Source organism: Gordonia gummivorans (genome assembly GCF_022513585.1).
GTDB lineage: Bacteria > Actinomycetota > Actinomycetes > Mycobacteriales > Mycobacteriaceae > Gordonia.
Map to the genome: position 1 here is coordinate 53,116 of NZ_JAKWBF010000009.1, position 24,060 is coordinate 77,175.

The 24,060-nt window shown below is 66.6% G+C and carries 19 protein-coding genes; 6 read left to right on the plus strand and 13 right to left on the minus strand.

Features of this window, described 5'->3' with window-relative positions; genetic code table 11:
- Position 1 precedes the first annotated feature (1 nt).
- Complete coding sequence (locus MKW15_RS08910; protein ID WP_240857251.1) at positions 2-622, minus strand: TetR/AcrR family transcriptional regulator; 621 nt, start codon at positions 620-622, stop codon at positions 2-4.
- Between the two features lie 78 nt (positions 623-700).
- On the opposite strand from MKW15_RS08910, the gene MKW15_RS08915 reads away from it, so the two are divergent.
- Positions 701-1,834, plus strand: a complete 1,134-nt coding sequence (locus tag MKW15_RS08915; protein ID WP_240857252.1) for a threonine synthase — start codon at positions 701-703, stop codon at positions 1,832-1,834.
- A 72-nt stretch (positions 1,835-1,906) separates the two neighbouring features.
- Positions 1,907-2,317, plus strand: a complete 411-nt coding sequence (locus MKW15_RS08920; protein ID WP_240857253.1) for a nuclear transport factor 2 family protein — start codon at positions 1,907-1,909, stop codon at positions 2,315-2,317.
- Positions 2,318-2,342: 25 nt separating this feature from the next.
- Here the strand turns inward: MKW15_RS08920 and MKW15_RS08925 are convergent, their stop codons facing one another.
- Positions 2,343-2,918, minus strand: a complete 576-nt coding sequence (locus MKW15_RS08925; protein ID WP_240857254.1) for a PadR family transcriptional regulator — start codon at positions 2,916-2,918, stop codon at positions 2,343-2,345.
- Between the two features lie 126 nt (positions 2,919-3,044).
- On the opposite strand from MKW15_RS08925, the gene MKW15_RS08930 reads away from it, so the two are divergent.
- The gene (locus MKW15_RS08930) at positions 3,045-4,079 is read left to right on the plus strand and encodes an LLM class F420-dependent oxidoreductase (RefSeq protein ID WP_240857255.1); all 1,035 of its coding nucleotides are present in this window, start codon (positions 3,045-3,047) and stop codon (positions 4,077-4,079) included.
- An 83-nt stretch (positions 4,080-4,162) separates the two neighbouring features.
- Positions 4,163-9,511: a cation-translocating P-type ATPase gene (locus MKW15_RS08935; protein ID WP_240857256.1), complete on the plus strand. Its 5,349-nt coding sequence runs from the start codon at positions 4,163-4,165 to the stop codon at positions 9,509-9,511.
- A gap of 233 nt (positions 9,512-9,744) precedes the next feature.
- Here MKW15_RS08935 and MKW15_RS08940 read toward each other — a convergent pair whose 3' ends face one another.
- The 6 genes from MKW15_RS08940 to MKW15_RS08965 all read right to left on the minus strand — a co-directional run bounded on the left by MKW15_RS08940 (position 9,745) and on the right by MKW15_RS08965 (position 17,687).
- On the minus strand, positions 9,745-11,175 hold the full coding sequence (locus MKW15_RS08940; protein ID WP_240857257.1) for a cytochrome P450: 1,431 nt from the start codon (positions 11,173-11,175) through the stop codon (positions 9,745-9,747).
- Positions 11,176-11,309: 134 nt separating this feature from the next.
- The gene (locus MKW15_RS08945; RefSeq protein WP_240857258.1) at positions 11,310-12,545 is read right to left on the minus strand and encodes a glycosyltransferase 87 family protein; all 1,236 of its coding nucleotides are present in this window, start codon (positions 12,543-12,545) and stop codon (positions 11,310-11,312) included.
- A gap of 103 nt (positions 12,546-12,648) precedes the next feature.
- Entirely contained in the window at positions 12,649-15,066 is a 2,418-nt protein-coding gene (locus MKW15_RS08950; protein WP_240857259.1) for an ATP-binding cassette domain-containing protein, read from the minus strand.
- A 34-nt stretch (positions 15,067-15,100) separates the two neighbouring features.
- Positions 15,101-15,511, minus strand: a complete 411-nt coding sequence (locus MKW15_RS08955) for a VOC family protein (RefSeq protein WP_240857260.1) — start codon at positions 15,509-15,511, stop codon at positions 15,101-15,103.
- 10 nt (positions 15,512-15,521) lie between these two features.
- A complete protein-coding gene (locus MKW15_RS08960) occupies positions 15,522-15,917 on the minus strand; it encodes a helix-turn-helix transcriptional regulator (protein ID WP_240857336.1) in 396 nt (131 codons plus the stop codon).
- A gap of 90 nt (positions 15,918-16,007) precedes the next feature.
- Entirely contained in the window at positions 16,008-17,687 is a 1,680-nt protein-coding gene (locus MKW15_RS08965) for a phospho-sugar mutase (RefSeq protein WP_240857261.1), read from the minus strand.
- 94 nt (positions 17,688-17,781) lie between these two features.
- Between MKW15_RS08965 and MKW15_RS08970 the strand changes: the two genes are divergently transcribed.
- Both MKW15_RS08970 and MKW15_RS08975 read left to right on the plus strand, forming a co-directional pair.
- Positions 17,782-19,041 (plus strand): esterase/lipase family protein, encoded by a 1,260-nt coding sequence (locus MKW15_RS08970; protein ID WP_240857262.1) that lies wholly within the window; start codon positions 17,782-17,784, stop codon positions 19,039-19,041.
- 12 nt (positions 19,042-19,053) lie between these two features.
- Positions 19,054-20,154, plus strand: a complete 1,101-nt coding sequence (locus tag MKW15_RS08975; RefSeq protein WP_240857263.1) for an NAD(P)/FAD-dependent oxidoreductase — start codon at positions 19,054-19,056, stop codon at positions 20,152-20,154.
- Positions 20,155-20,233: 79 nt separating this feature from the next.
- Here MKW15_RS08975 and MKW15_RS08980 read toward each other — a convergent pair whose 3' ends face one another.
- The 5 genes from MKW15_RS08980 to MKW15_RS09000 form a co-directional block, all read right to left on the minus strand.
- A complete protein-coding gene (locus tag MKW15_RS08980) occupies positions 20,234-20,578 on the minus strand; it encodes a nitroreductase/quinone reductase family protein (protein ID WP_240857264.1) in 345 nt (114 codons plus the stop codon).
- Positions 20,579-20,590: 12 nt separating this feature from the next.
- Positions 20,591-21,616 (minus strand): oxygenase MpaB family protein, encoded by a 1,026-nt coding sequence (locus MKW15_RS08985; RefSeq protein ID WP_240857265.1) that lies wholly within the window; start codon positions 21,614-21,616, stop codon positions 20,591-20,593.
- A 95-nt stretch (positions 21,617-21,711) separates the two neighbouring features.
- A complete protein-coding gene (locus tag MKW15_RS08990) occupies positions 21,712-22,524 on the minus strand; it encodes a VOC family protein (RefSeq protein WP_240857266.1) in 813 nt (270 codons plus the stop codon).
- A gap of 239 nt (positions 22,525-22,763) precedes the next feature.
- Complete coding sequence (locus tag MKW15_RS08995; RefSeq protein ID WP_240857267.1) at positions 22,764-22,985, minus strand: DUF3263 domain-containing protein; 222 nt, start codon at positions 22,983-22,985, stop codon at positions 22,764-22,766.
- A 204-nt stretch (positions 22,986-23,189) separates the two neighbouring features.
- Positions 23,190-24,038 (minus strand): adenylate/guanylate cyclase domain-containing protein, encoded by an 849-nt coding sequence (locus tag MKW15_RS09000; protein ID WP_240857268.1) that lies wholly within the window; start codon positions 24,036-24,038, stop codon positions 23,190-23,192.
- Between the last annotated feature and the right edge of the window lie 22 nt (positions 24,039-24,060).

A 24,060-nucleotide genomic window follows, 5' to 3' on the forward strand; every position in this document is an offset into this window, starting at 1 on the left:
CTCACTGTGGTTGCCCCACGCCGTTGGACGTGAGCAAGGTGACGAGTTGGTGGGCAAGGCGATCTTCGCTGACGTCCACGTCGTCGTTGAGCCATGCGGCGATAGCCTGCGCGACCCCACCGACCAGGAAGTGGGAGATCAGCGGCGGCTTGCCGTGTTCGTCGGGACGAAACCGGTCGCCCGACTGCGCGCTGAACAGCGCGACGAACGCCGCGGTCGACTCGAACCGCTTGGCCACGATCACATCGTTGGTCTGATGCCGCCCGAACAGCATCTCGCCGATGCGTCGATCACCGGCGATGGTGCGGATCAGTTGGGTCACACCCACACGCGTTCCTGCGCGGAATGTGCTGCTCGCGAGCGCACCCTGCACCTCGTCGATTACCTGTGCCATCGCCCAGTCGTACACCGCGGCAGCGAAGACGTCCTTGTCGGCGAAGCTCTCGTAGAAGTACCGCTGGGCCAGCCCCGAGCGCCGACAGATCACGCGAAGTGTGAGGTCGTCGTCTCCGCGTGGATCGCCGAGAATGTCGAGACCGGCCTCCAACAGCCTGCTTCGACGCTGCGCCACACGCTCGTCGACCTCCACGCCGCTGTACACGCGGCCGCCTTTGGCACCCATCGTGATGAGTGTGGCAGATCGGGCCGCGATCACGAGGATCGTTTCGACCTCGGCGCGGACGGTCTAGCCTCGGAAGACATGTGCGCCGACCGTCGGACATCGTCTGCCTACCTCGTCGACCGATCCGGCACGCGATACGAGCTGACCGATGCGCGGTGGCGAGGGGCGGACGGGTCGCCCCTCGCTGTGAGCCCGCTGCCTGGCCTCACGCCCGCGGACATCGTCGTCGGTGAACGATCGTTGTGGCGCTACGCCCCGGTGATCCCGGTGGACCAGCGTCACCGAATCAGCTTGGGAGAAGGCGCTACTCCCATGCCCCTGCTCGACTGGGGTGAGAATCGCGTGCACTTCAAGCTGGAGTGGTTCAATCCGACCGCGAGCTTCAAGGATCGTGGTGTCTCGGTGATGATGTCGCATCTGCGCTCGCAGGGTGCGCAGGCCGTGTTGGAGGACTCGTCGGGTAATGGTGGTTCGTCGGTGGCCGCCTATGCGGCAGCAGCGGGTGTGCACGCGACCATCCTGGTGCCAGAGGCGACCTCGGCGTCAAAGGTGGTCCAGGCGCGGGCGCATGGCGCCGAACTCGTCTTCGTGTCGGGAACCCGCGACGACGTCGGTGACGAGGCCATCCAGCGTTCGACTCGCATCCCCTATGCCAGCCACAACTGGCATCCCATGTTCGTGCAGGGCGTGAAGACAATCGGCTACGAGATCTGGGAGGCATTGGGATTCAACTCTCCCGACAACATCGTCGTCGTGGCCGGCTCGGGAAGCCTCGTTCTCGGCTGCGACCTCGCGTTCACCGAACTGCTGTCGGCGGGTGCCATCGATCGTCGACCGCGACTGCTCGTCGGACAACCACGCGACTGGGCCGCGATCGCCGACACCGTGAATCGAATTCACCAGACCGGGCAGCGGGCCCCGACGATGGCCGAGGGCGCCGCGATCGCGCGTCCGGTGCGGTTGCCCGAGGTCGTTGCAGCCATCGGAAGGTCTGCGGGTGCCGCCGTCGCGGTGACCGAGGATGAAATCGTGTCTGCGCTGCGCGCACTCGCATCGCGTGGTCTCTTTGTGGAGCCGACGAGTGCGGTCGCCGCAGCGGCGCTCGACCGCTTCATTTCCGACGGAATCATCCGGCGTTCGGAGACGACCGTGGTGGTGCTGACCGGCACAGGTGCGAAGACATCGGACCGGATCGCCGCTGTCGTGGGATGACGCCGCCCTTGTCCACGAGATGAGAGCGCCCTAGAATCTAGTCAATTAATTGACTACTAGGAGTTGGCTCAGATGCATCCTTTCCGTGCGGCGGTCGAGAGTGGCGACACGCAGGCCATGGCCGACCTACTGGCCGATGACGTTGTCTTCACCAGCCCGGTCGCGTTCAAGCCCTACCCCGGCAAGGCCATCACCGCCGCGATCCTGCGCGGCGTCATGCGCGTCTTCGAGGACTTCCGCTACATACGGGAGATCGCCGACCCGGACGGGCGCAACCATGCGCTGATCTTCGAGACCGTCGTGAGTGGTCGCACGATCACCGGCTGCGACTTCCTGCACGTCGACGACGAGGGCAAGATCGACGACTTCATGGTGATGGTCCGGCCGCTGTCGGGCGCCTCGGCGCTGGCCGAAGCGATGGGTGCGCAGTTCGAACGGATCCAGGCCGAGGCGGCGGAAGAGATCGCGGCAAACGCAGGCTGAGCGTCGCGCTGCCGATTGGGGTGCGTCAACGATCGATTGGCACCGCGACGGCGGCCCGTGCGGCAAGCACCCCGGCCGCCCGCCGGTACCACGCGGCGTTCTCGCGTTCGAACACGCTTCCGCGAAGGCCAGTCAGGTAGGGCCCGACTCGCCGACCCTCCGCGAGGAAGCGGTCCTCGGACATCTCCCCGCGGAGCTTGCGCAACAACCCCTCGATGAACTCGGCCTTGGCCAGGGACGCCTCGGCGCGCTGGTGCAGATGCTCGATGAGCGGTCCGGGGTCACCCACATCGCTGGCGTACACCCGAACCAGCAGCTCGTCTCGGATGAAGGTCGGCTTGGAGGTGTTGCCGACGAAGTCCTCGAGTTCGGCGCGACCCGCGTCGGTGATCGTGAAGATGCGCTTGTTGGGGCGTCGTTCCTGGATGACTTCACGGCCGACGATGAGACCGCCGGTCTCGAGCCGGCCGAGTTCGGCATAGAGCTGCTGGGGGGTGGCAAACCAGTAACTGGCCACCGAGACATCGAAGTTCTTGGCCAACTGATAGCCCGTCGCGTCGGCGTCGAGCAACGCGGCCAGGACGGCATGGCGCAAGGACATGCGTGCCTCCGTTCGTCGAAATCCGTCGTATTTAGTCAATAATATGATTATTCACCCCTTGATCCAATCGCGTGCGCGGCGTAGTTTCGCCCGCAGGCGGATGCCACACGGTCGAAAGGGTGAGTGATGAAATTCGGTCTGCAACTCGGTTACTGGGGCGCGCAGCCTCCCACCAACCACGGTCAACTCGTGGCAGCGGCCGAAGCGACCGGTTTCGACAGCGTGTTCACTGCCGAGGCGTGGGGTTCGGATGCCTACACTCCCCTGGCCTGGTGGGGTTCGTCCACGCAGCGGGTTCGACTGGGAACGTCGGTGTTGCAACTCTCGGCGCGCACGCCGACCGCCTGCGCGATGGCGGCACTGACGCTCGATCACCTCTCCGGCGGGCGTCACATCGTGGGCCTCGGGGTCTCCGGCCCGCAGGTCGTCGAAGGCTGGTACGGACAGCGCTTCGCCAAACCGCTCGCGCGCACCCGGGAGTACATCGACATCATGCGGCAGGTGTGGGCGCGCGAAGCGCCGGTCACCAGCGACGGACCCCATTACCCGCTGCCGTTGGGCGGACCCGAGGCCAGCGGACTCGGCAAACCCCTCAAGCCGATCACCCATCCCCGTCGCGCCGACATCCCGGTGATGCTCGGGGCCGAAGGACCCAAGAACATCGCGCTCGCCGCCGAGATCGCCGACGGGTGGCTGCCGCTCTTTTACACGCCGCGCATGGCCGACACCTACAACGAGTGGCTCGACGACGGATTCGCCCGCGCCGGCGCCCGCCGTTCGCGGGCCGACTTCGAGATCTGCGCGACCGCCCAGATCGTGATCACCGACGACAAGGCGGCCACGTACGCCGCCATCAAGCCGTTCCTCGCGCTGTACATGGGTGGCATGGGCAGTGAGGACACCAACTTTCACGCCGAGGTCTACCGTCGCATGGGCTACGGCGAGGTCGTCGACGAGGTCACCGCACTGTTCCGCAGCGACCGCAAAGACCAAGCGGCCCAGATCATCCCGGACGAGGTGGTGGACGACTCCGCAATCGTCGGCGACGCCGAACATGTGCGCACTCAGATCGGCGTGTGGGAGAAGGCGGGTGTGACCACGATGCTCGTCTCGCCCGGAAGCGTCGAGCAGGTCCAACAACTCGCCGCACTACTCGACTGACGGGGGTCGACTGACGGGGGTCGGCCGCGTAGATACAGCCGCACCGATCGTGCTGGACGGCTGTGCCTGTTGGATAGACTCGAATGGCCAGCGCAATCGCCTATGGCGCCGACGACGTGCATCGACTTCGGACCGAGTCCGTTGGGCTGTCGCCGGCGGTCGATTGCCGCAAACGTCGCCGGAGGTGTCGCCAGATGGGTCTGCTCAGTGCTCCGCTGTGGTTCGCAAATGTGGCCACGGGTGCCGCACTCATGGGTGGGGAGGCCGCGGTCAAGGCGGGGCGCACCGTGTCCCGATCTCTCGTCGACGCAGCGGGTGAACAAATCACCGGGCTGACCGACCTCGCCCGCGGCGCCACCGCGGTGGTGGGCGAGGCGCTGACCGCATCGCCGGCCCGACGAATGAGTTCCCGCGGCGAGGTGCGGTGGATCGAGGTGCGCGGCCTCGATGGTGACGACCCAGACGCGGTGGCGCGCGCAGTGATCGATGCGGTCTCCGACACTGCCGGAGTTCGCGATGTGGTGTTGAATCGGGCAACCGCTCGCATGGTCGTCGTGGTCGACCGGGGGGGCCCGAGTGCGCAAGCGCTGGGCACGATCCTCGACACCGCAGAGCACGGGGTGATCGCCGACCGGAGGCGGTTGCCGGCGACGCTCCCCGGTGACGACGCGGCCCTCGGCGCGCGACTGCTCAGTTCCACGGTGGCAACCGCCGGCCTGGTGGTCGGGACCACGGCGTCGCTTCTGGGCGCACCGGGATCATTCCGCTTCCTCGCCGCCCCGGTTTCTTTGTCGCACCACACACCGGCGATCCGAAACCGCGTCACCGAATTGTTGGGCCCCGAGGCGTCGGAGTTGGTCTTCGCGTTGATCGGTACGTCGGTCGGCGTACTGCGCGTCTCGCCGACCGGGTTGTTCGCCGACGCGACCACGCGCGCCATGCTTGCGGCCGAGGCAGTCAACGGGCGCCGAACGTGGAACCGATTGGAGCACAACCTCACTCGTCAGGCATTCAAGACCGCCGACGAGCCCGGGACGCGGCCGCGAACACGATCGCTGCACACCAGCGGTGTCAGCGACGGTTATGCGAACAAGGCAGCCGCGGTCGGTGTGGGTGCCGCCGCGCTCGTCGGCGTCATGTCGGGCAGCGCCGACATGGCCACCGACACCGTGCTGACGGCGATGCCGAAACCCGTTCGGAGCGTGCGTCAGTCGTTCGCGTGCGCACTGTCCCGAGGCCTGTCGGGCCGACACGGCGCACTCGTGATGCATCCGTCGGTGCTGCGGCACCTCGACACCGTGGACACGGTGCTGATCGACCCCCGCGTGCTCTACACCGACGAATTGACGGTCACGCAGATCAACGGACTGGACGGCGATTTCCGGGCGCGGGCGTGGGAAGCCGCACGCGCCGCACTCGACGACGGACTGTTGACTCCCGGCCTCCACCCACTCGACGAGATCCCCGGAGCAGGCGGAACCGGCACCGCGTTGGTCAGTCCACTCCGCGACCCGCTCTCCTCGGCGGTGGTCACCGAGGCCCGACGGGTGGGCGCGCGCATCGTCTCGCTCGACGACCCCGGACTGCGTTCTCTCGGACAGGGTTTCGACGAGCTTCTCCATGCCGCCGGACCCGTCGACGACGCCCTCCGCCGGGCGCTGGCCACTCTCCACGATCGAGGCGCGACGGTCGCTTTCGTCACCGGCGCCACCGATATGGCGACCGCCGATGCGGAGGTCGTGGTCGGGGTCTGGCACCGGGACGCGCCCCCACCTTGGGGTGCCGACATATTTGTCCCCGACCTGGGCGGTGTGTGGCGTTTCCTGCACGCCCTCCCGGTCGCCAAGACGGCGGCGAACAAGGGAGTCCAACTGTCGGTCTCGGGTTCGGTGATCGGCGCGATCATGCTGCTGCCCGACGTGGTGGGCAGCGGACCGGCGTCGGTCAATCTTGCTGCCGTAGGGGCGCTGTGGACCGGATTCCGCTTGGGTTCGGGAGTATTCGACGAGTCGCTGCCGATACCGGAGCTGGGCCACGATTGGCATGCACTTCCGGTGAGTGAGGTCGCCCGGCTGCTCCCGCGTCCCGCACCGGACCAACCGATTCAGGAACGGCTGAGCGGTCTCACCTCGGTGTCGGTGGTCAAACCGGTCACCAACCGTGTGGCGGCGGTCTGGCGGACGGCCTCAGAGTTCGTCGGAGCGATCCGTGGGGACCTCGACGATCCGATCACCCCGATCCTCGCCACCGGTGCGGCGGCCACCGCCCTCCTCGGCTCACCGCTCGACGCGGGCCTCGTCTTCGCGGTCCTGCTGCTCAACACCGCGATCTCCGCCGAGCAGGAACTCCACGCCGAGCGCATCCTCGACGAACTGCTGGCCGTCCAGGAACCGCTCGCCAGACGCCTCGTCGGCCCCGGAACCGGCGATCGCGAGGAACAGGTCCCGGCGAGTCGGCTGCGTCCGGGCGACCTCATCGCCGTCGGCCCCGGAGAGGTGGTCCCGGCGGACGGACGGATCGTCCGAGCCGACGCATTGGAAGTAGACGAATCCGCGTTGACCGGCGAGTCGTTGCCGGTGAGCAAGTCATCCGAGCCGACACCCGGTGCGCCACTTGCGGAACGGACGGGTTCGCTGTACGCGGGAACGGTCGTCATCGCGGGACGAGGCGTCGCCATCGTGACGTCGATCGGAGCCTCCACCCAGATGAGCCGTGCGACCGCGATGACCGCACGGAAGTCCCGCAAGGTCGGGTTGGCCGCCCAGCTGTCGAAGATCACCGGTCAGGCCTTGCCATGGAGCATCGCCGGGGGCGGCGCCGTCGGATTGCTCAGCCTGCTGCGCGGCACCCCGCTGCACGATGCCGTCGCAGGCGGCGTCGCCATCGCAGTTGCAGCGGTTCCCGAGGGATTGCCCTTGGTGACCACCCTCGCTCAGCTCGCCGCGGCACGGCAGCTCACCAGTTCACATGTGCTCATCCGCAATCCACAGGCGATCGAGGCATTCGCACGGCTGGACGTGGTGTGTTTCGACAAGACCGGGACGCTCAGTGAGAACAAGCTGCGGGTGCGTGAGGTCGGTTCGGTGGACGGCGTCGAGGACGACGCTGTGCTCGCGGCCGCGGTGCACACGATCCCGCCACCGAGAGGTGAGCATTCGGTGCACGCCACGGACGAAGCGATCCGGGTGGCCGGGCTCGACATCGGAGTGCAGACCGGTGGCACCGATGCGAATCTCCTCTTCCAGTCGGATCGTCCGTACGCGGCCGCGATCATCGGTACGACGTTGTCGATCAAGGGTGCACCCGAAGCGATCACCGCCGCGTTGCGTCCGGGTGAGGCGTCGTTGATCGAGGTCATCGACGAGATGACCGCCGCAGGACTTCGAGTGCTGGCGGTCGCCGAGCGCGCGCTGACCCCCGAGCAGGCACAGGCCGCTCGGGCCGATCCCGACGTGTTCACGCAACTCTGCTCGGAGGACCTCCGCGCCCTGGGGGCGGTCGGGATCGCCGACACGGCGCGGCCCACGTCTCGTGGCCTCATCGAAGAACTGCAGCGACGTGACATCGGTGTCCGCCTGATCACCGGTGACCACCCGGTGACCGCGATGGTGATCGCGCGAGACCTCGGGATGGCGCTGAAACCCGACGAGGTCATGACCGGAACCGCGTGGGAGGCCCTCACCAGCGATGGGCAGATCGCTGCGGTACAGCGTTACCGAGTGTTCGCGCGGATGGCCCCCGAACACAAGGTTCAGGTGGTGCAGGCGCTCGAGGCTGCCGACCTGGTGACTGCGATGGTCGGTGACGGCGCCAACGACGCCGCAGCGATCCGGGCGGCCACCGTCGGGGTCGGCATCGTCTCGAGCGGCAGCGACCCGGCCCGCACCGCGGCCGACGTCTTGCTACTCGACGGCCAGATCGGCGCCTTCATCGACGCGATCGATGAAGGGCACCAGCTGTGGCGTCGGGTCCAGGCCGCGGTGTCGATGCTGGTGGGACACAATCTCGGTGAGGTCAGCTTTGCGCTGATCACCAGTACGGTGACGGGCAAGCCCGCCATGTCGGCGCGTCAGATCCTGCTCATCAACATGCTCACCGATGCGCTGCCGGCAGCGGCTCTCGCGGTGAGCCCCCAGGTCGGCGACGGTCTCGCGGACTTCGACGAGGCAGCGCTCTGGCGGGCCATCTACACTCACGGCGCGTCGACGGCGGTCGGTGCCACGCTCTCGTGGCTGCTCGCACGACCGGGCGGGACGCCGCAGCGGGCAGCCACCGTCGGCTTGGCCGGCCTGGTGCTCACCCAGTTGACCCAGATCGTCGACGAATCGCACGGCAAGCTGGTCGTGATGACCAGCGTGGGCACGTTCATCCTGATGGCGGGCGTGATCACGACCCCGGGTCTGAGCTCCCTGTTCGGGTGCACGCCCCTCGGGCCGGTCGGATGGGGTCAGGCGCTCACCGGAGCGGGCGCCGCCATGGTGGTGTCCAAGATCGCCCCGGACGTCCTCGAACGGATGGGGCAGCAGGCGCGTAGTCGCGCAGAGTCACTCGTCGTCGATGACGAGGACACCGGCGCGAACGAGCAGCGCGTAAACTTCGCGGATCGGCGGCGTGAGCACACGAACGCCGGCGGCGAGCAACGTGTCCGGGCCGATGGCACGGCCGATCTCGGTCATGCAGGACAGCCTAACCGAACAAGCGGTGGAAGTCAGTACCCCGTGCCCGAATGGAGAGAAGATTTGTTGGAAGCGACGCGGTCGTTCGTCGACTCACACCGCGACGTCTCGAAGTTGGTCGCCGAGGCGGAACGCTTCGCTGTGCAGGTGCCGGTCCTCGGACGGATCTCTGTGCCCTCCCCCGACCAGCTTGCGTTCTACGGTGCGCTCGGTCTACTGGCGGTGCTCGAGGTGATCGATTGGCCGGTGGCACTCGCGGTCGGCGTCGGGCATGCGGCAACGACGCGCCATCTCGAACAGCGCGTCGAAGAGGCCGAAGCCGAGGTCGAAGAAGTGGCCGCCGAGGTGGAAGAGGTTGTCGCACAACTTCCCCCGGGTGCGCTGAAACAATTGACCGCAACGCGTGTCGAGACGGTGGCGGCGACGAAGGCACCGGCAAAGAAGGCTGCAGCGAAGAAGGTTGCAGTGAAGAAGGTTGCGGCCAAGAAGTCTCCCGCAAAGAAGGCAGCCGCCAAGGCACCGGCCAAGAAGGCAGCACCGGCCAAGGCGGCCGCCAAGAAGGCGGCAGCGAAGAAGGCGGCAGCGAAGAAGGCGGTGCCGGCGAAAACCGCTGCAAGGAAGGCACCGGCAAAGAAGGCTGCTGCAACAAAGGCTGGGGCGCAGAAGGCAACCGTCGCCAAGAAGACCGTCGCGAAGAAGGCGCCGGCCAAGAAAGCGGCAAGGTCGACCACGCACAGCAACGTTGCGGAGAACTGATCCCAAGATCTGGGTGACTACCCCGCTGAGCTGGGCAGATACCCTCGCGCTCTGCCCGCAGAATCTAGGGGAAGAACTTCTTCCCCGGGGTTCGTAGTCGTCCGCTAGGAATTTCGCGGGGAGGACTCGAAGGGTAGGGGAAGAGTTTCTTCCCCTACTTTTTGCGGGCGTCCGTCGGACCGGTCAACGAATTTCGATGCACGGTCAACGATTTTGGGCGCACGGTCAACGGGTCAGGCGGGGACGTAGGCCGTCCGTCGTCGGATGTCGATGGGGAGTCCGTCGGCGGGTGTGGGGCCGGTGCCGTAGGTCAGTTCGAGTCGGTAGTCGGCGGGCACCGTCCACTCGAAGCGCTGCAGCATCTGGTGCATGATCGACTTCACTTCCATGCCACCGAAATAGAGGCCGATGCACTTGTGTGCGCCGCCGCCGAAGGGTGCCCACGCGAACCGGTGGACCTTGTCCTCACGACGGTCGTCGGCGAATCGCTCGGGATCCCAGTGCGTCGGGTTCGGCCACCATTCCTTGCGCAGCATCGTGGTCCACGGATGAATGCCGATCATGGTGCCGGCTGGTATGTAGTGACCCAGAATGTCGGTGTCCTGGATGGCTTTTCGGAACAACATGCCGACCGGAGCGTTGATGCGGAGCGTCTCCTTGAAGGCAAGGTCGAGGCTGGGCAGCTTGTCGATGTCGTCGTAGTCGAGGGTCGGCTTGTCCAGGGCCAGCGATTCGGCGCGCAGCCGTTCCTGCCACTCCGGGTAGCGACCGAGGAAATACGCGAGCATCGACAACGCGATGGTGCTGGTGTCGTGGGCGGCCATCATGACGAAGATCATGTGGTTCACCACGTCCTCGTCGCTGAAGGTGTCGCCCTCGGGACTTTCGCTGTGGCACAGGACGCTGAACAGATCGTCGCCGTCGCCGGCTCGCTTGGAGGCGATCTCCGACCGGAAGTAGCGCTGCAGCGCCTCTCGCCCGCGCAATCCACGTGTCCAGGTGCCGAACTTCTTGGTGTCGAAGCGGACGAGGCCCTGTCCGCCACGAACCGCGGCTTCGAAGGAGTCCTCGAGAGCGTGCGCCTCGGTCTCGTTCAGTGACGCGCCCATGAACACCTCGGTCGCCAGCGACAGGGTCAAGTCCTTTGTACGGGAGTACATCGGAAAGCCGTCTTCGATGGGCCAATTGGCGAGGGTCTTCTCGATGTGCGGGGTCATCATGCCCAGGTAGCCCTTGAGTCGGGCGGGCGTGAACGCCTGCTGCATGATGCGGCGGTGATACATGTGGTCCGGTGCATCCATCAGCATGATTCCGCGATGGAAGAACGGGCCGATCATCGGCTCCCATCCCTCCTCGCTCGAGAAGGCCTTCTCGCGGTTCATCCACGCGCATTCGATCGCGTCGGGTCCCACCAGATTCACCACGTTCATGCCGATCGAACCGGACCACGTCACGGGTCCGAAGCGTTCGAAACGGTCCATCGAACTCTTCAGCGGATCGGCCAACGCCTCCAGCGTGTTGCCGATCAACGGCAGCCCGGCCGTACCCATCACCGGCTTGAGGCCAGAACCGGCCGGCGGCTCCGCGAGCGGTCGCGGCGGACTCGGGTAGGCCTTGTTGATTCGCGCCAGCGTGTTCTGGAAAAGCTTCTTCGTATCTGCCACGTCGTACTCCCGCCCGTCCGATCGCGCGGCGGCACCACCCGCGATGACACGAATTCGTTGAACTGTTTCAAGCGTGAGTGTAGGACGCAGAATTCGACCGCGTCATCGATTCGCGGAGATCGGTCGGAGGATTGTCAGGCGACGTGTTCGAGTTCGCGCTGCGGCGCGACGTCACGCGGCAGACGCGCTGCGACCGCGCCCAACGCGACGAGGACAGCGAGTCCCCAGATGAGGTACGTCGATCCGATGAGGTGCTGCCACCACGTCCAGGTCAGCTCGACCTCGTAGCGGTTGGGTACGCGCTGGTGGGGCACGATGAGGAAGATCGCGACGCCTGCGACGACGAGGAACCACCACGCGACGGCCCCTGGCAGGACGGTTCGGATGCCCCAGACGGTCATTGCCATCATCAGCGGGGCAACCCACACCCAGTGCTGATCCCACGACAGCGGAGAACAGAACAACGCCGACATCGCGACCACGAGGAGCGCGCCGACCTCGGTTCCCGCTCGCATGAGTTGCCACGCCACCCACGCGATGAACAGGCCCACGATGAGCGCGAGGAGGAACCAGACGGCGCGTGAGTCGATGCCGAGGCGTTGCAGCTCGCCGTTGATCGACTGGTTGTTGGCAAAGATGGGGCTGCCGATGCGGTCGGTGTCGATCAGTGACTCCGTCCAGTACTGGACCGAATCCTTGGGCGCCAGCAGATAGCCGATGCCGTGGAACGCGAGCGCCGACACGACGCTGACGACAGCCGCGCGCCAATCCCGGCGGAGGACGAAGAAGAGCAGGAAGACGAAGGGGGTCAGCTTGATCGCGATCGCGAGGCCCACGAGAAGACCCCGCCACCAGCGACCGCGTCCGACCAGCGCGTCGATCACCACCAGTGCCATGAGCAGAATGTTGACTTGGCCGAAAGTCAGTGTGTCGCGCACCGGGCCCAACCACAGCGCGACCGCCGCGAACGGCAAGACCAGCCAGGTGATCTCCGCGGCGGTCCGGTCGAGGATTCGCGACATCACGAGCCGCATCACGATGAACAGCAGGCCGATCGAGATCGCGGTGAAGATGGCCGAACCCACCCAGACCGGCACGATCGTAAAGACCGTGAACAGCACCGCCGCGATCGGCGGGTAGGTGAACGGCAGGTAGGCGCCTTGCGACAGCTGCGGCAGTTGGTCGTATAGCCGTCCGCCGTCGAGGAAGTACTGCGCGCCCGTGCGGTAGACGTCGAAGTCGATGCGATACGGCGTCATCGGCTGGTTCGGGAAGACGAAGATGAACAGGAACGCGCCGATGGCGAACGCGACCAGCGCGACCCACCGCGCGGGCGCCGAACGCAGATAGCTGTTCGCCAGTGCCGTCACGACCGACCTCTCTTCCGAGTCGGGATCGTATCGCGCAGACCCGACGGTACCGGGGGCAGGTACTCCGACGTGCCTGGTGGGCGACCTTCGGGCGTGTCGAGGGTCACCTCGCGGCGGCGAGATCCACGTACTCGGCGAGGTGCTCGCCGGTGAGGGTCGACCGATCCGCGACGATGTCGGCGGGCGTGCCCTCGAAGACGATCCGGCCGCCGTCGTGGCCGGCGCCCGGTCCGAGGTCGATGACCCAGTCGGCGTGCGCCATCACTGCTTGATGGTGCTCGATCACGATGACGGACTTACCGGAGTCGACGAGGCGGTCGAGGAGCCCGAGCAGTTGTTCGACGTCGGCCAGGTGCAGTCCGGTCGTCGGTTCGTCGAGGACGTAGACCTCGCCCTTCTCCCCCATCTGTGCGGCCAGCTTGAGGCGCTGCCGCTCACCACCGGACAGGGTCGTCAGCGGCTGACCGACCTTCAGGTAGCCCAGGCCGACGTCGGATAACCGCACAAGGATCTTGTGGGCGGCCGGGATCCGGGCATCGCCGTCACCGAAGAACTCGGTTGCCTGCGCCACCGACATCTCGAGGACCTCGCTGATGTCGCGACCGCCGAGCTTATAGTCGAGGACCTCGGCCTGGAACCGCTTGCCGTCGCACACCTCGCACACGGTGGCCACCCCGGCCATCATCGCCAGGTCGGAGTAGACGACTCCCGCGCCGTTGCAGTTCGGGCAGGCGCCCTCGGAGTTGGCGCTGAACAGTGCGGGTTTGACGCCGTTGGCCTTGGCGAACGCCTTGCGGATGGGTTCGAGGAGACCGCTGTAGGTCGCCGGGTTGCTGCGTCGGGACCCCTTGATCGCGGTCTGGTCGATCGACACCACACCTTCTTCGCGGGTCACCGAACCCTCGATGAGCGAGCTCTTGCCGGACCCGGCAACGCCGGTGACCACCACGAGAACACCGAGCGGGATGTCGACGTCGACGCCCTGCAGGTTGTGGGTGTTTGCCCCGCGGATCGGCAACGTGCCCGAAGGCTCGCGCACCGACTCCTTGAGGCGCGCGCGGTCGTCGAGGTGGTGTCCGGTGAGCGTGTCGCTGGCGCGCAGACCGTCGACAGTGCCCTCGAACATCACCTCGCCGCCGTCCGTGCCCGCGTGCGGACCCAGGTCGACGACGTGGTCGGCGATGGTGATGACCTCCGGCTTGTGCTCGACCACGAGCACCGTGTTGCCCTTGTCGCGCAGTGCCAGCAACAGCTCGTTCATCCGGGTGATGTCGTGCGGATGCAGACCGATCGACGGTTCGTCGAAGACGTAGGTGACGTCGGTCAGCGATGACCCGAGATGGCGGATCAGCTTGGTGCGCTGGGCTTCTCCCCCGGACAGTGTGCCGGCCGGACGTTCGAGGGACAGATATCCCAGACCGATGTCGACGAAGGAGTCGAGGGTGGCCTGCAGGGTCTCGATGAGCGGTGCGGCGGACGGCTCGTCGAGGCCGCGTACCCATTCGGCGAGGTCGCTGATCTGCATCGCGCACACGTCGGCAATGCTGACACCCCCGATCTTCGACGACCGCGCCTCGGCGGACAGCCGACTGCCGTCGCATTCGGGACAGGTCGCGAACGTGATCGCCCGGTCGACGAAGGCCCGGATGTGCGGCTGCATGGCGTCGCGATCCTTGGACAGGAACGACTTCTGAATCCGCGGGATCAGCCCCTCATAGGTGACGTTGATGCCCTCGACCTTGATCTTGGTCGGTTCCTTGTAGAGCAGATCGTTCAACTGCTTCTTGGTGAACTTGGCGATCGGCTTGTCCGCGTCGAAGAAGCCACACCCCCGGAAGATCCGCCCGTACCAGCCTTCCATGCTGTAGCCGGGGATGGTGAGAGCGCCCTCGTTGAGCGACTTTTCGGCGTCGTACAGTGCGGTCAAATCGAAGTCGGAGACCTCACCCCGGCCCTCGCACCGGGGACACATTCCGCCGGTGATGCTGAAACTGCGGCGTTCCTTGACCTTCTGGCCGGCGCGTTCGATGGTGACGGCCCCGGCTCCGCTGATGGATGCGACGTTGAAGGAAAACGCCTGCGGGGATCCGATGTGCGGTTTTCCGAGGCGGCTGAACAGGATTCGGAGAAGTGCGTTGGCATCGGTGGCGGTGCCCACGGTAGACCGCACATTGGCGCCCATCCGTTCCTGGTCGACGATGATGGCGGTGGTGAGACCTTCGAGGACGTCGACGTCGGGCCGCGACTGGCTGGGCATGAAACCCTGGACGAAGGCGCTGTAGGTTTCGTTGATCATCCGCTGGGATTCGGCGGCGATCGTGGCGAACACCAGGGAACTCTTGCCCGAACCGGAAACCCCGGTGAACACGGTGAGCCGACGCTTGGGCAGTTCGACACTCACATTCTTCAGATTGTTCTCCCGAGCGCCGTGCACGCGGATCCGGTCGTGGGTGTCTGCGACGTGTTCGGTCTGTGCCGCAGAGGATTTCGCACCAGGGGCTTTGGCGGTCTTCGAGGGCATATGTGGAGAATCCTGTCGGGGGGTTGGTTGCGTTTCAGGGACGTTGCTGGATGCGGATCATGTTGCCGGCCGGGTCGCGGAAGGCACAGTCGCGAACACCGTAGTCCTGGTCGGTGGGCTCCTGTACGACCTCGGCCTCGCGGGCCGCGATGCGTTCGAACGCGGCGTCGACGTCGGCGCTGGCGAGCAGCAGACTGCCGTAGGTGCCCTTGGCCATCATCTCGGCGATGACTCGTTGCTCGTCGTCGCCGATACCCGGGGTCGCGGTCGGCGGGTACAGGACGATCGAGGTGTCGGGCTGGTCGGGCGGTCCGACGGTGATCCACCGTAAATCGTTGTAGCCGACGTCCATTCGGATCTCGAAACCGAGTGTGTCGCGGTAGAAGGCGATCGCGGCCTCTGGGTCGTTCTGTGGGAGGAAACTGGCGTGAATGGTGATGTCCATGTCTGCCACGCTAGCGACCGGGGAGATTCGACGCTTCTCGATTCCTGATCGGTCTGCCGACCTGCTTGGCCACGCACCCGGGCAGGTCTCCGACGCCCGTGGTGTGCTCGCGGCGATACGTGCTGGGCGACATGCCGACCAGTTCGGTGAACCGCGTACTGAAGGTGCCCAGCGACGAGCAGCCGACGGCGAAACACACCTCCGTGACGGTCATGTCGTCGCGCCGCAGCAGCACCATGGCCCGTTCGATCCGCCGCGTCATCAGATACGAGTACGGGGACTCGCCGTAGGCGGCACGGAACAGACGACTGAGGTGTCCGGCCGACATGTGTACGCCGCGCGCAAGGGCTTCGACATCGAGGGGCTGCTCGTAGTCGCGGTCGATCCGATCACGGACCCGGCGCATCGCCGTGAGATCGCGGAGACGTTGCTGCGAGCCGGTGCTGGTCACAATTTCGATCGTGCCATGCGATCGGGGGCTTCGGAACAGGTGCGCTCACAGGTCGAGCGCCGCGGCGACATCGCGCCGAAGGGTCGCGAGCCGATTATGGGCCGCGGCAAGCGGAATCGGCGCGGCAGCGTCGTCGCAGGGCCGCACGACCTCGAGATAGCACTTCAACTTCGGCTCGGTGCCCGACGGGCGAATGATCACACGATCGTCGTCTGCGGTGTGAAAGACGAGCCCATCGGTAGGCGGTAACGAACCGCCGTCTGCCAGATCCACCACCTCGGTGACCGCTGATCCGGCGAGTCGGTCGATGCCGTCGCGCCGGAGCCTGCGCATCACCTCGGTGATGGTGTCGGTGTTCTCCACTCGAAAACTCAACTGCCCGGTGGCATGCACACCGTGTCGGCGGGCGAGATCGTCGAGGAGGTCGTCGAGGGTGCGCCCGCCGGCGGCCGCGGTCTCCACGAGCGTGAGGACACGGATCATCGTGCTGATCCCGTCCTTGTCTCGCACCGCGTCCGGGTCGGTGCAGTACCCGATGGCCTCCTCGTACCCGAACCGCAGGCCGGGCGTACGGGCGATCCACTTGAAGCCGGTCAGCGTAACCGCGTGGCGCAAGCCGTGGGACTCGGCGATGTGCGCAAGCAGCCGGCTCGAGACGATCGAGCAGGCCAGAGTATCTCCGGCTCGGTCGGGATCGGTGGCCGCTTGCTCGGCGAGCAGCGCACCGACCTCGTCGCCGGACAACTGCCGCCATCGGCCGTCTCGACCGGGAATCGCGACCGCGCAGCGATCCGCGTCCGGATCCAGCGCGACAACCACATCGGCGACGGTCTTGCGGGCCAGGGCGATGGCGGCGTCGAGCGCGCCGGGCTCTTCCGGATTCGGGAAGGCGACGGTCGGGAAGTCGGGGTCGGGATCGAACTGCGTGACAACCCGGTGGACATCGGCGATTCCTGCCTTCGCCAGAACCCGGGTGGCGATCCCTCCCCCGACGCCGTGCAAGGGTGTCAGCACCACACGCACCGGTGAGGGTGAGATCGCGGATCGCAGGCTGGCGACGCGGTCGATGTATGCGTCGACCACGTCATCGGCTACCTGTGTTCTCGACGCGGCGTCGCTCATGGGCACCTTGTCGGCAGGCGGCGCGGCGTGGATGTGTCGCGCGATGTCGGCGTCGGCAGGCGAAACGATCTGGACCCCGCGGCCGGCGGTGTCGGCCGCCCGCCCACCGAGGTACACCTTGTAGCCGTTGTCGGCGGCGGGATTGTGCGATGCGGTGATCATGATCCCCGCGTCGCAGTTCAACGCTCTGGTCGCGTACGCGACCACCGGCGTGGGCAACCGCGGTGGTAGTGCGATGACGTCCACACCGGCGGCATCGAGCACGCCGAGCGCCGCAGTCCGGAAGTCGGCCGAGCCGAGGCGCGCGTCGCAGCCGACCACCACGCGGGCGTCGTCTCCGACCACGTCGCGCAGGTAGCTCGCCAAGCCCGCCGTCGTCCGCACGATCACCGCGACATTCATCCGGGATTCACCTGCGCCGACGGCCCCGCGCAGTCCGGCCGTGCCGAACTCCAGGGGGCCGGAGAAGCGGTCGCTGAGGTCGGCGGCAGCGTCTGCGTGTCCACGAGTCGCCGCGTCGATCACAGTCGCGAGTTCGGCCCGCGTGGCGGGATCGGGATCGTGTGCCAACCATTGCTGCGCACGTTTGACGACGCCGTTCACCGAATGAATCCTCTCGTCAGCCGGATCGACCCGCCGACCGTATCAATGCCCGCAGACGCCCGCGCATTCAGTGAACAGATGTACACTCAGAAGTATGTCGCAACTGCGCAAGGATGCCCGCCGGGCCGAGGTACGGGCCGTCGGCCGTCTCGGCTTCACCGAACTGGGCCGAGCCACCCGGGGAATCGCTGCGGTCCATCGCTTGGTATCCGACGGAGTCTTCTCGGGATTCGCGCGAACACCGCTGCGCGCGTGGACGCAGCCGTCGCATCGAGCTCACGACGCGGTGGCGGGCGGTGTGTACACCGCAGTCGCGAGCAGCCTCGAGGTCGCCGCCGACATCGCCGGCGGACTGCTCGACACACCCGGGCGGGCGCCGTCGGCCACACCTCGCGGTGCGGCGATGATCGGCGTGTTGAACGGACTGATCGGTGACGAACTCGAAGCTGCGGGATCTCCGCTCGCCCCGGGCATGGATGTACGCGTCCACGGCGAGCCGGTCGCGGTGTCGACGGATGCGCTGGTGCGAGCGTTTCCGGACCCCACCGGCCACCTCGTCGTCTTCCTCCACGGGCTCATGGAGACCGAGCATGCGTGGCGCCGCGAGGCCCGCGCCACCTATGGCCGACGACTCCAGAGCGACCTGGGCGCGACACCGATCTTCGTGCGGTACAACACCGGTCGGCACATCAGCGACAACGGACGCGACCTCTCGGAGTTGTTGAATCGGCTCGTGCTGTTGTGGCCGACCCCGGTCACCACCTTGACGCTTGTCGGGCATTCCATGGGCGGGCTCGTGATTCGCAGTGCATGCCACGCCGCGAGTGAGTCGAGCGCGTACTGGCCCGAGGCGCTCCGGCACACCGTGAGCCTCGGGACGCCGCATCACGGAGCACCACTGGCGCGCGGTGTGCATGCGGCCACCGCAGCGCTGCGTTCGGTGCCGGTGACGCGTCCGTTCGGCGAGTTGCTCCGCCGACGGAGTGTCGGCGTGCGAGATCTGTTTCACGGCAACCTCATCGACGACGACTGGCGATGGGCGGAGCCCGATGTGCTGCGGCAGGCACCCGGCGCCGACATACCGTTGGCGCCCGGCGTACGGCACCTCTATGCGACGGCTTCGGTGACGCGTGATCCTCGACATCCGCTGGGCCGAGTCATCGGTGACGGGTTGGTGCTGATCCCGAGCGGGCGTGGCGAAAGCCGCACCAGGCGTACGGGATTTCGCGTCGACGACGGACTCCATGTGGGCGGTGCGCATCATTTCACGCTGCTCAACAACGAATCGATCTACCGCTGGATGCGTGCGCAACTGGCACCGCGGCCGCAATTGCCGGTGGGGAGAACCGCCTGAGAAGATGACGCCGTGGAACGGGTGGATTGCCTTGTCGTCGGAGCCGGCGTCGTCGGACTCGCCATTGCGCGCAGGCTCGCTCAGTCCGGTCTCGAGGTGGTGGTGGTCGAGGCCGCCGACGACGTCGGAACGGGTACGAGCGCACGCAATTCGGAAGTGATCCACGCCGGGATCCACTACCCCGCCGGGAGCCGCAAGGCTCGGCTCTGCGTCCGCGGACGTGAGTTGCTCTACCGGTACTGCGCCGACCGGGATGTGCCCTATCGGCGGGTAGGCAAGCTGATCGTGGCCGCGACGCCGGACCAGATTCCGGCGCTCGACGGTGTTCGTCGTCGGGGCGTCGACAACGGGGTCCACGACTTGCGACAGATCGACGTGGCCGAGTTGCGCGACCTCGAACCAGCGGTGTCGGGGGCGGGCGCGTTGCTCTCCGGATCGACCGGCATCGTCGACAGCGCCGGTCTGGTGCACGCATTGCGACGCGACCTCGAGGACGCCGGCGGCGCGGTCGCCTTGCGGACCCGGTTTCTGCGCGGTTCGGTGGCCGGGTTCCGGATCACCGTCGAATTGTCTGGGACGCAACAGGTGTCGTGCGGCATGGTGATCAACAGCGCCGGACTGGGCGCCTGGGACGTGGCACGCTCACTGTCCGGTGCGCAACTACCGATCCCACCGAGATATCTGGCCAAGGGGAACTACTTCCGGCTCGAATCGGGTCGCGCGCCGTTCTCACATCTCGTGTACCCGCTGCCCGTCGACGGCGGACTCGGTGTGCACTACACGCTCGACCTCGGGGGTACCGGGCGGTTCGGTCCCGACGTCGAATGGACCGACGCGGTCGACTATGTCGTCGACGACACGCGCGCACGCGCGTTCGAGGATGCGATCATCCGGTATTGGCCTGCGCTGCCCCGCGATTCGCTGACACCCGATTACGCGGGCGTTCGACCCAAGATCAGCGGGCCCGGTGAACCCACCGCGGATTTTCTCGTCCAGGGTCCGCGCACGCACGGCGTCGAGGGTCTGGTGAATCTGTTCGGTATCGAGTCACCAGGCCTGACGTCCTGCCTCGCCCTCGCCGACGACGTCGCAGACGAGTTGACCGCCTCCTGACGTGATCCGGCGGTAGGGCGTCGGCGAGCGACCCCCCGCTGGTCGATCCGACTCACTCAGGCGGGGACGTCCGCTGCCTTCACGCGGCGGCCAGGGTGACGCGAACGGTCACCTGACCCTTCTCGTCGCGGGTGCTCACCGCGTGGCCGCTGTGCTCTTCACCCTCGAGCGTCAGGGTCAGTGGTGCGCCCTCGCCGGTGAAGTTGCGCCACCAGTTCTTGCGGTCGGGCATCGCAACGCCGATGTTGACTTCGTCGCCGTGACGTCGATAGGCAACGGGCAACTCGAAGGAATTGCCCGACCGTCGTCCGGTGTATCGCAGCACGGTGATCGTGCGTGCCGCTCGTTCGCGGATGAAGGGCAGCTTCAGGATCGGGATCGTGATCGCGTTGTTGACCCGGGCAGCTTGCTGAAAAAGGCTCACGCCGGATTCGTATCACGCATGCGGGTCGGGTGCATCCCCGCTGGGCTTGATGAACGCCGCACCCTTCTGTTCGCGACGCTTCATCGCCTGGATCGCGGCGTGCTGCCGGCGGGCGTGATACGCGAGCGGGAAGTACGTGAGACGCTCGGGCAGCACGCGATACGACCCACGCAGGACGGTGTGCATCCGCTCGAGTTGCTTTTGCTCACGATCGCTCCAGGACAGGCCCAAGATCTCGCGCACACGCGGATCCATCACCCCCACCGTCGTGAGGTAGTTGAACTTCTGCATCGGAGCGGCAGCGGTCGTCGCAACCCGCTTCACCGCGGGCCGCATCGCGCGCGGAACCGCGCGCGGCACGGGCGGCGCTGCGCGCATCTGCTCGATGAGCTCGACCGCCACCGGATGCCGGGTCAGCTTGTTCTCGATGAAGTCGTCGAAGTATTCGTCGAACTCCTCGACCGTCTCGGGATACCCGCGCATCGGGACCTGCACGATCTTGGCGATGCGCCGGTTGTCGACGAGTAGCTCACGCTGCTCGTCGCGGCTGAACTCCCGGCCCACCAGCAGCGGTGCGGCGCTGAGCAGCGTCGGGAACGCGGTCGCGATGACCCACTGGTAGGCCTCGGGATTCAGTGCGCTGATGTGCTTGCCCGCCTTGTTGCGCATCTGCAGGGGCTGATGCAGCTTTCGGAGCCGTTTGCCCTCTTCGATCGCCTCCTGGCCACCGTAGATCCAGCGCATCACCGAGTCCGTCGAGCGGATGGCCCGCCCGAGTGGGTCGGTGCGAAAGACCGAGTACTTGTCGACCACATCACCGATGACCGGATGCATCACCTGCATGACGAAGGCAGCGCCGTTCACCGGCAGAAAGGTCAGGTGACCGGCGAGGTCCGCGGTCAACGAGTCGGCAGGCACCAGCTCGATCTCGTCGTCGCGGTTGTTGATGAGGTGGTCGCCACCGGCGAGCCGATCGTCGGTGCTGGGCGGTGACGCGACAGCCTCGTCGGCGCTGGACTGCTCGTGAACCGCGGTCATGATGCTCCCTTGGCGATCGGACAACGAATGTAGTCAGATTACATGACCCGTCAGTTAATGAGAACGAATTCTCGTATTCGAGAGTGTTTCCCGTATCAGGCCGGGCCGATGACCACGGTCCGAGTCCCGAGATCGGGTTCGGACACGGTAAAGATCCTGGTAGCGGGTTTGCGTCCCGGGCGGACCTCGGTCACCTCCATGCCGGCGTCGGCGAGGCGTGCGTGGCTGCGTTCGATGTCGACCGATCGCCACGCGAGCCCCCACAGCGAAACCGGTGCCTCGTCGACGGCACCCTCTACGGCATCGGCGGCATCGAGCGGTGCGCCGTCGTTCGCGATCACTTCGAACACGAGGTCCGACGCGCGGAAGAAGAGCTGATGCACGTCCTCGGCGATGGCTCGGTCGAGCCGGAGATCGAGACCGAATGTCGCGCCGAAGAGTGCCAGCGCCCGATCGCGTCCCGTACACATGAACACCAGGTGGTCGAGACCCGAGATGTCATCGTCGGCAGCGGTCACCGGACGTGGAACGAATGTGGTGATGCCCAACGGAAATCCCACGGCTCGTTGCGAGTTGTCCGCCGCCTCGAGCGCAAGCCCACGACGACCGAGCTGCCGCGCAGCCGGGTCGACGTCATCGACCTCCAGCATCACCGCATGTGTCGACGTCGCCGGCACCGCCTGGATTCTCGTGTTGCCACGCACGAGACGCTCGGTCTCGGTCGCGAGCAGTGTCGCGTGGGCAGCTGCGCACGGTGCGTTCGCGTGCGCGAGATCGACTCGGGCCCCCCTGATCTCGAGTGAGTTCATCGCCTGCGCCCGCCCTTGCGTCCGGAGCTCTTTCGGCCGGTTCGCCGCGCCGTCGGGTCGTCGAGTGCCGGACGTGGTGGCGAGCTGGTGATGTGCCACGCGCCGCAGACACAGTGATACGACCGCAGGTCGGGTCCGCGCGGCCGTTCGCGCCGGGCCCGATCAAGGGCGTCGGCAACCTCCGTCGAGGAGGAAAAGTCGCTCTTGTCAGGAGTCGGACACGGTATGTGGGTGGGCTGCGGAACACGAGGCCGCCGCGGCGGGCGTTTACCGGCGGTGCGTCGTTCGATGTCGCGGTAGAACTCCCCGAGTTCGTCGTCGGAGAACGGGGTCACCGCTCAGCGGGCCATCCACAGGCGCCGCCGGATGACCTCACGCATCCGCCGAAGTTCGGACCCGCTCAACGCTTCTGGCGGTTCTGTCTCCACGAGCCGGCCGACCTCGGAGAAGAAGTCGCGGTCAGACAGACCGAATTGTTCGCCGATCTCACGCGACGACCCACCGCCGAGCGGGTACCAACTCGTCTCGAACTGCAGCATCTGCTGCTGCTTGTTGTCCATTGTCACCGTGCGCCACCGCCAGAGTTGTTCCGAGCACCCGATCTTCCGGTGCTGTTGGGACCGGCGTCGCCTCGTCGCAGTCGAGTGTCACGGCCCCATCGACGTCCTTTGTACACCCGTCGGGCACAGGAATACAGGCGACAACCCACACTGATCTCAAACGTGTCGAAGCGGTGATGAACGGACGGCGAAAAGCCCGCGATCTCAGTCCGAATAGCGCGGAATGACCGAGAAAACCTCCAGGTCCGACGGCACACCTTTCGCCTTGAAACGACGACGCCGCTTGACGTAGTTGTCGTCGTCGGCGACGGCCAGCGTGTCGGCGCTCACGAGCAACTCCCCGGCACCGGCAGCCGCGGCGACTCGTGCCGCGATGTTGACGTCGACACCCAGATAGTCGTCGCCGACCGCGCGAGGTTCGCCCGTGTGCAGGCCGGCCCGCAACTGCGGCCGGTACCCGTCGATCGTCAGGGCACTCACCGCGCAGATCGCCTCATATCCCGCCTCGATGGCCTGGGTGCCGTCGGCGAACACCGCCATCGCGCCGTCCCCGAGGTGCTTGACGATCTTTCCGCCCCGTCGGACCACCACCTCCCGGGTCGCCTCGTTGACCTCGGCCAGCAAGCGGAGGACCTGCTCGTCGCCGACCCGCAGCGCCCAGGTGGAGAATCCGACCAGATCGGTGAACAGAATCGTCGCCGACACCGGACGGTCGTCGCTTCGCATTCCCCGACGCACCAGCGCCTGCCAGATCTGGACGGAGGCCAGGCCCAGCTCCCGTACCGCGCTGGGACGATCGGCCCCCGCCTCTGCGATGAGGCGCGCCAGGCGAGCCGACGCACGATCGCCGGAGACCGGTGGCGGGGCGTCGGGAAGAAGCCGTCGGGCCGCTTGCGCCGCCTTGACCGCTCCCCCGCTGGAATTGGTGCGCGCCAAGAACTGTGCGGCTCGACGGGCCGGACCCGGTTCGTCGGAAGCCCCAGCAGGCGGGGCATCGGATCGCCGACCGAGATCACGGTTGTCGCGCGTCGGGGGCTCGTCGTTGGCGACCACGCACCGAAGTGTACGGATATCC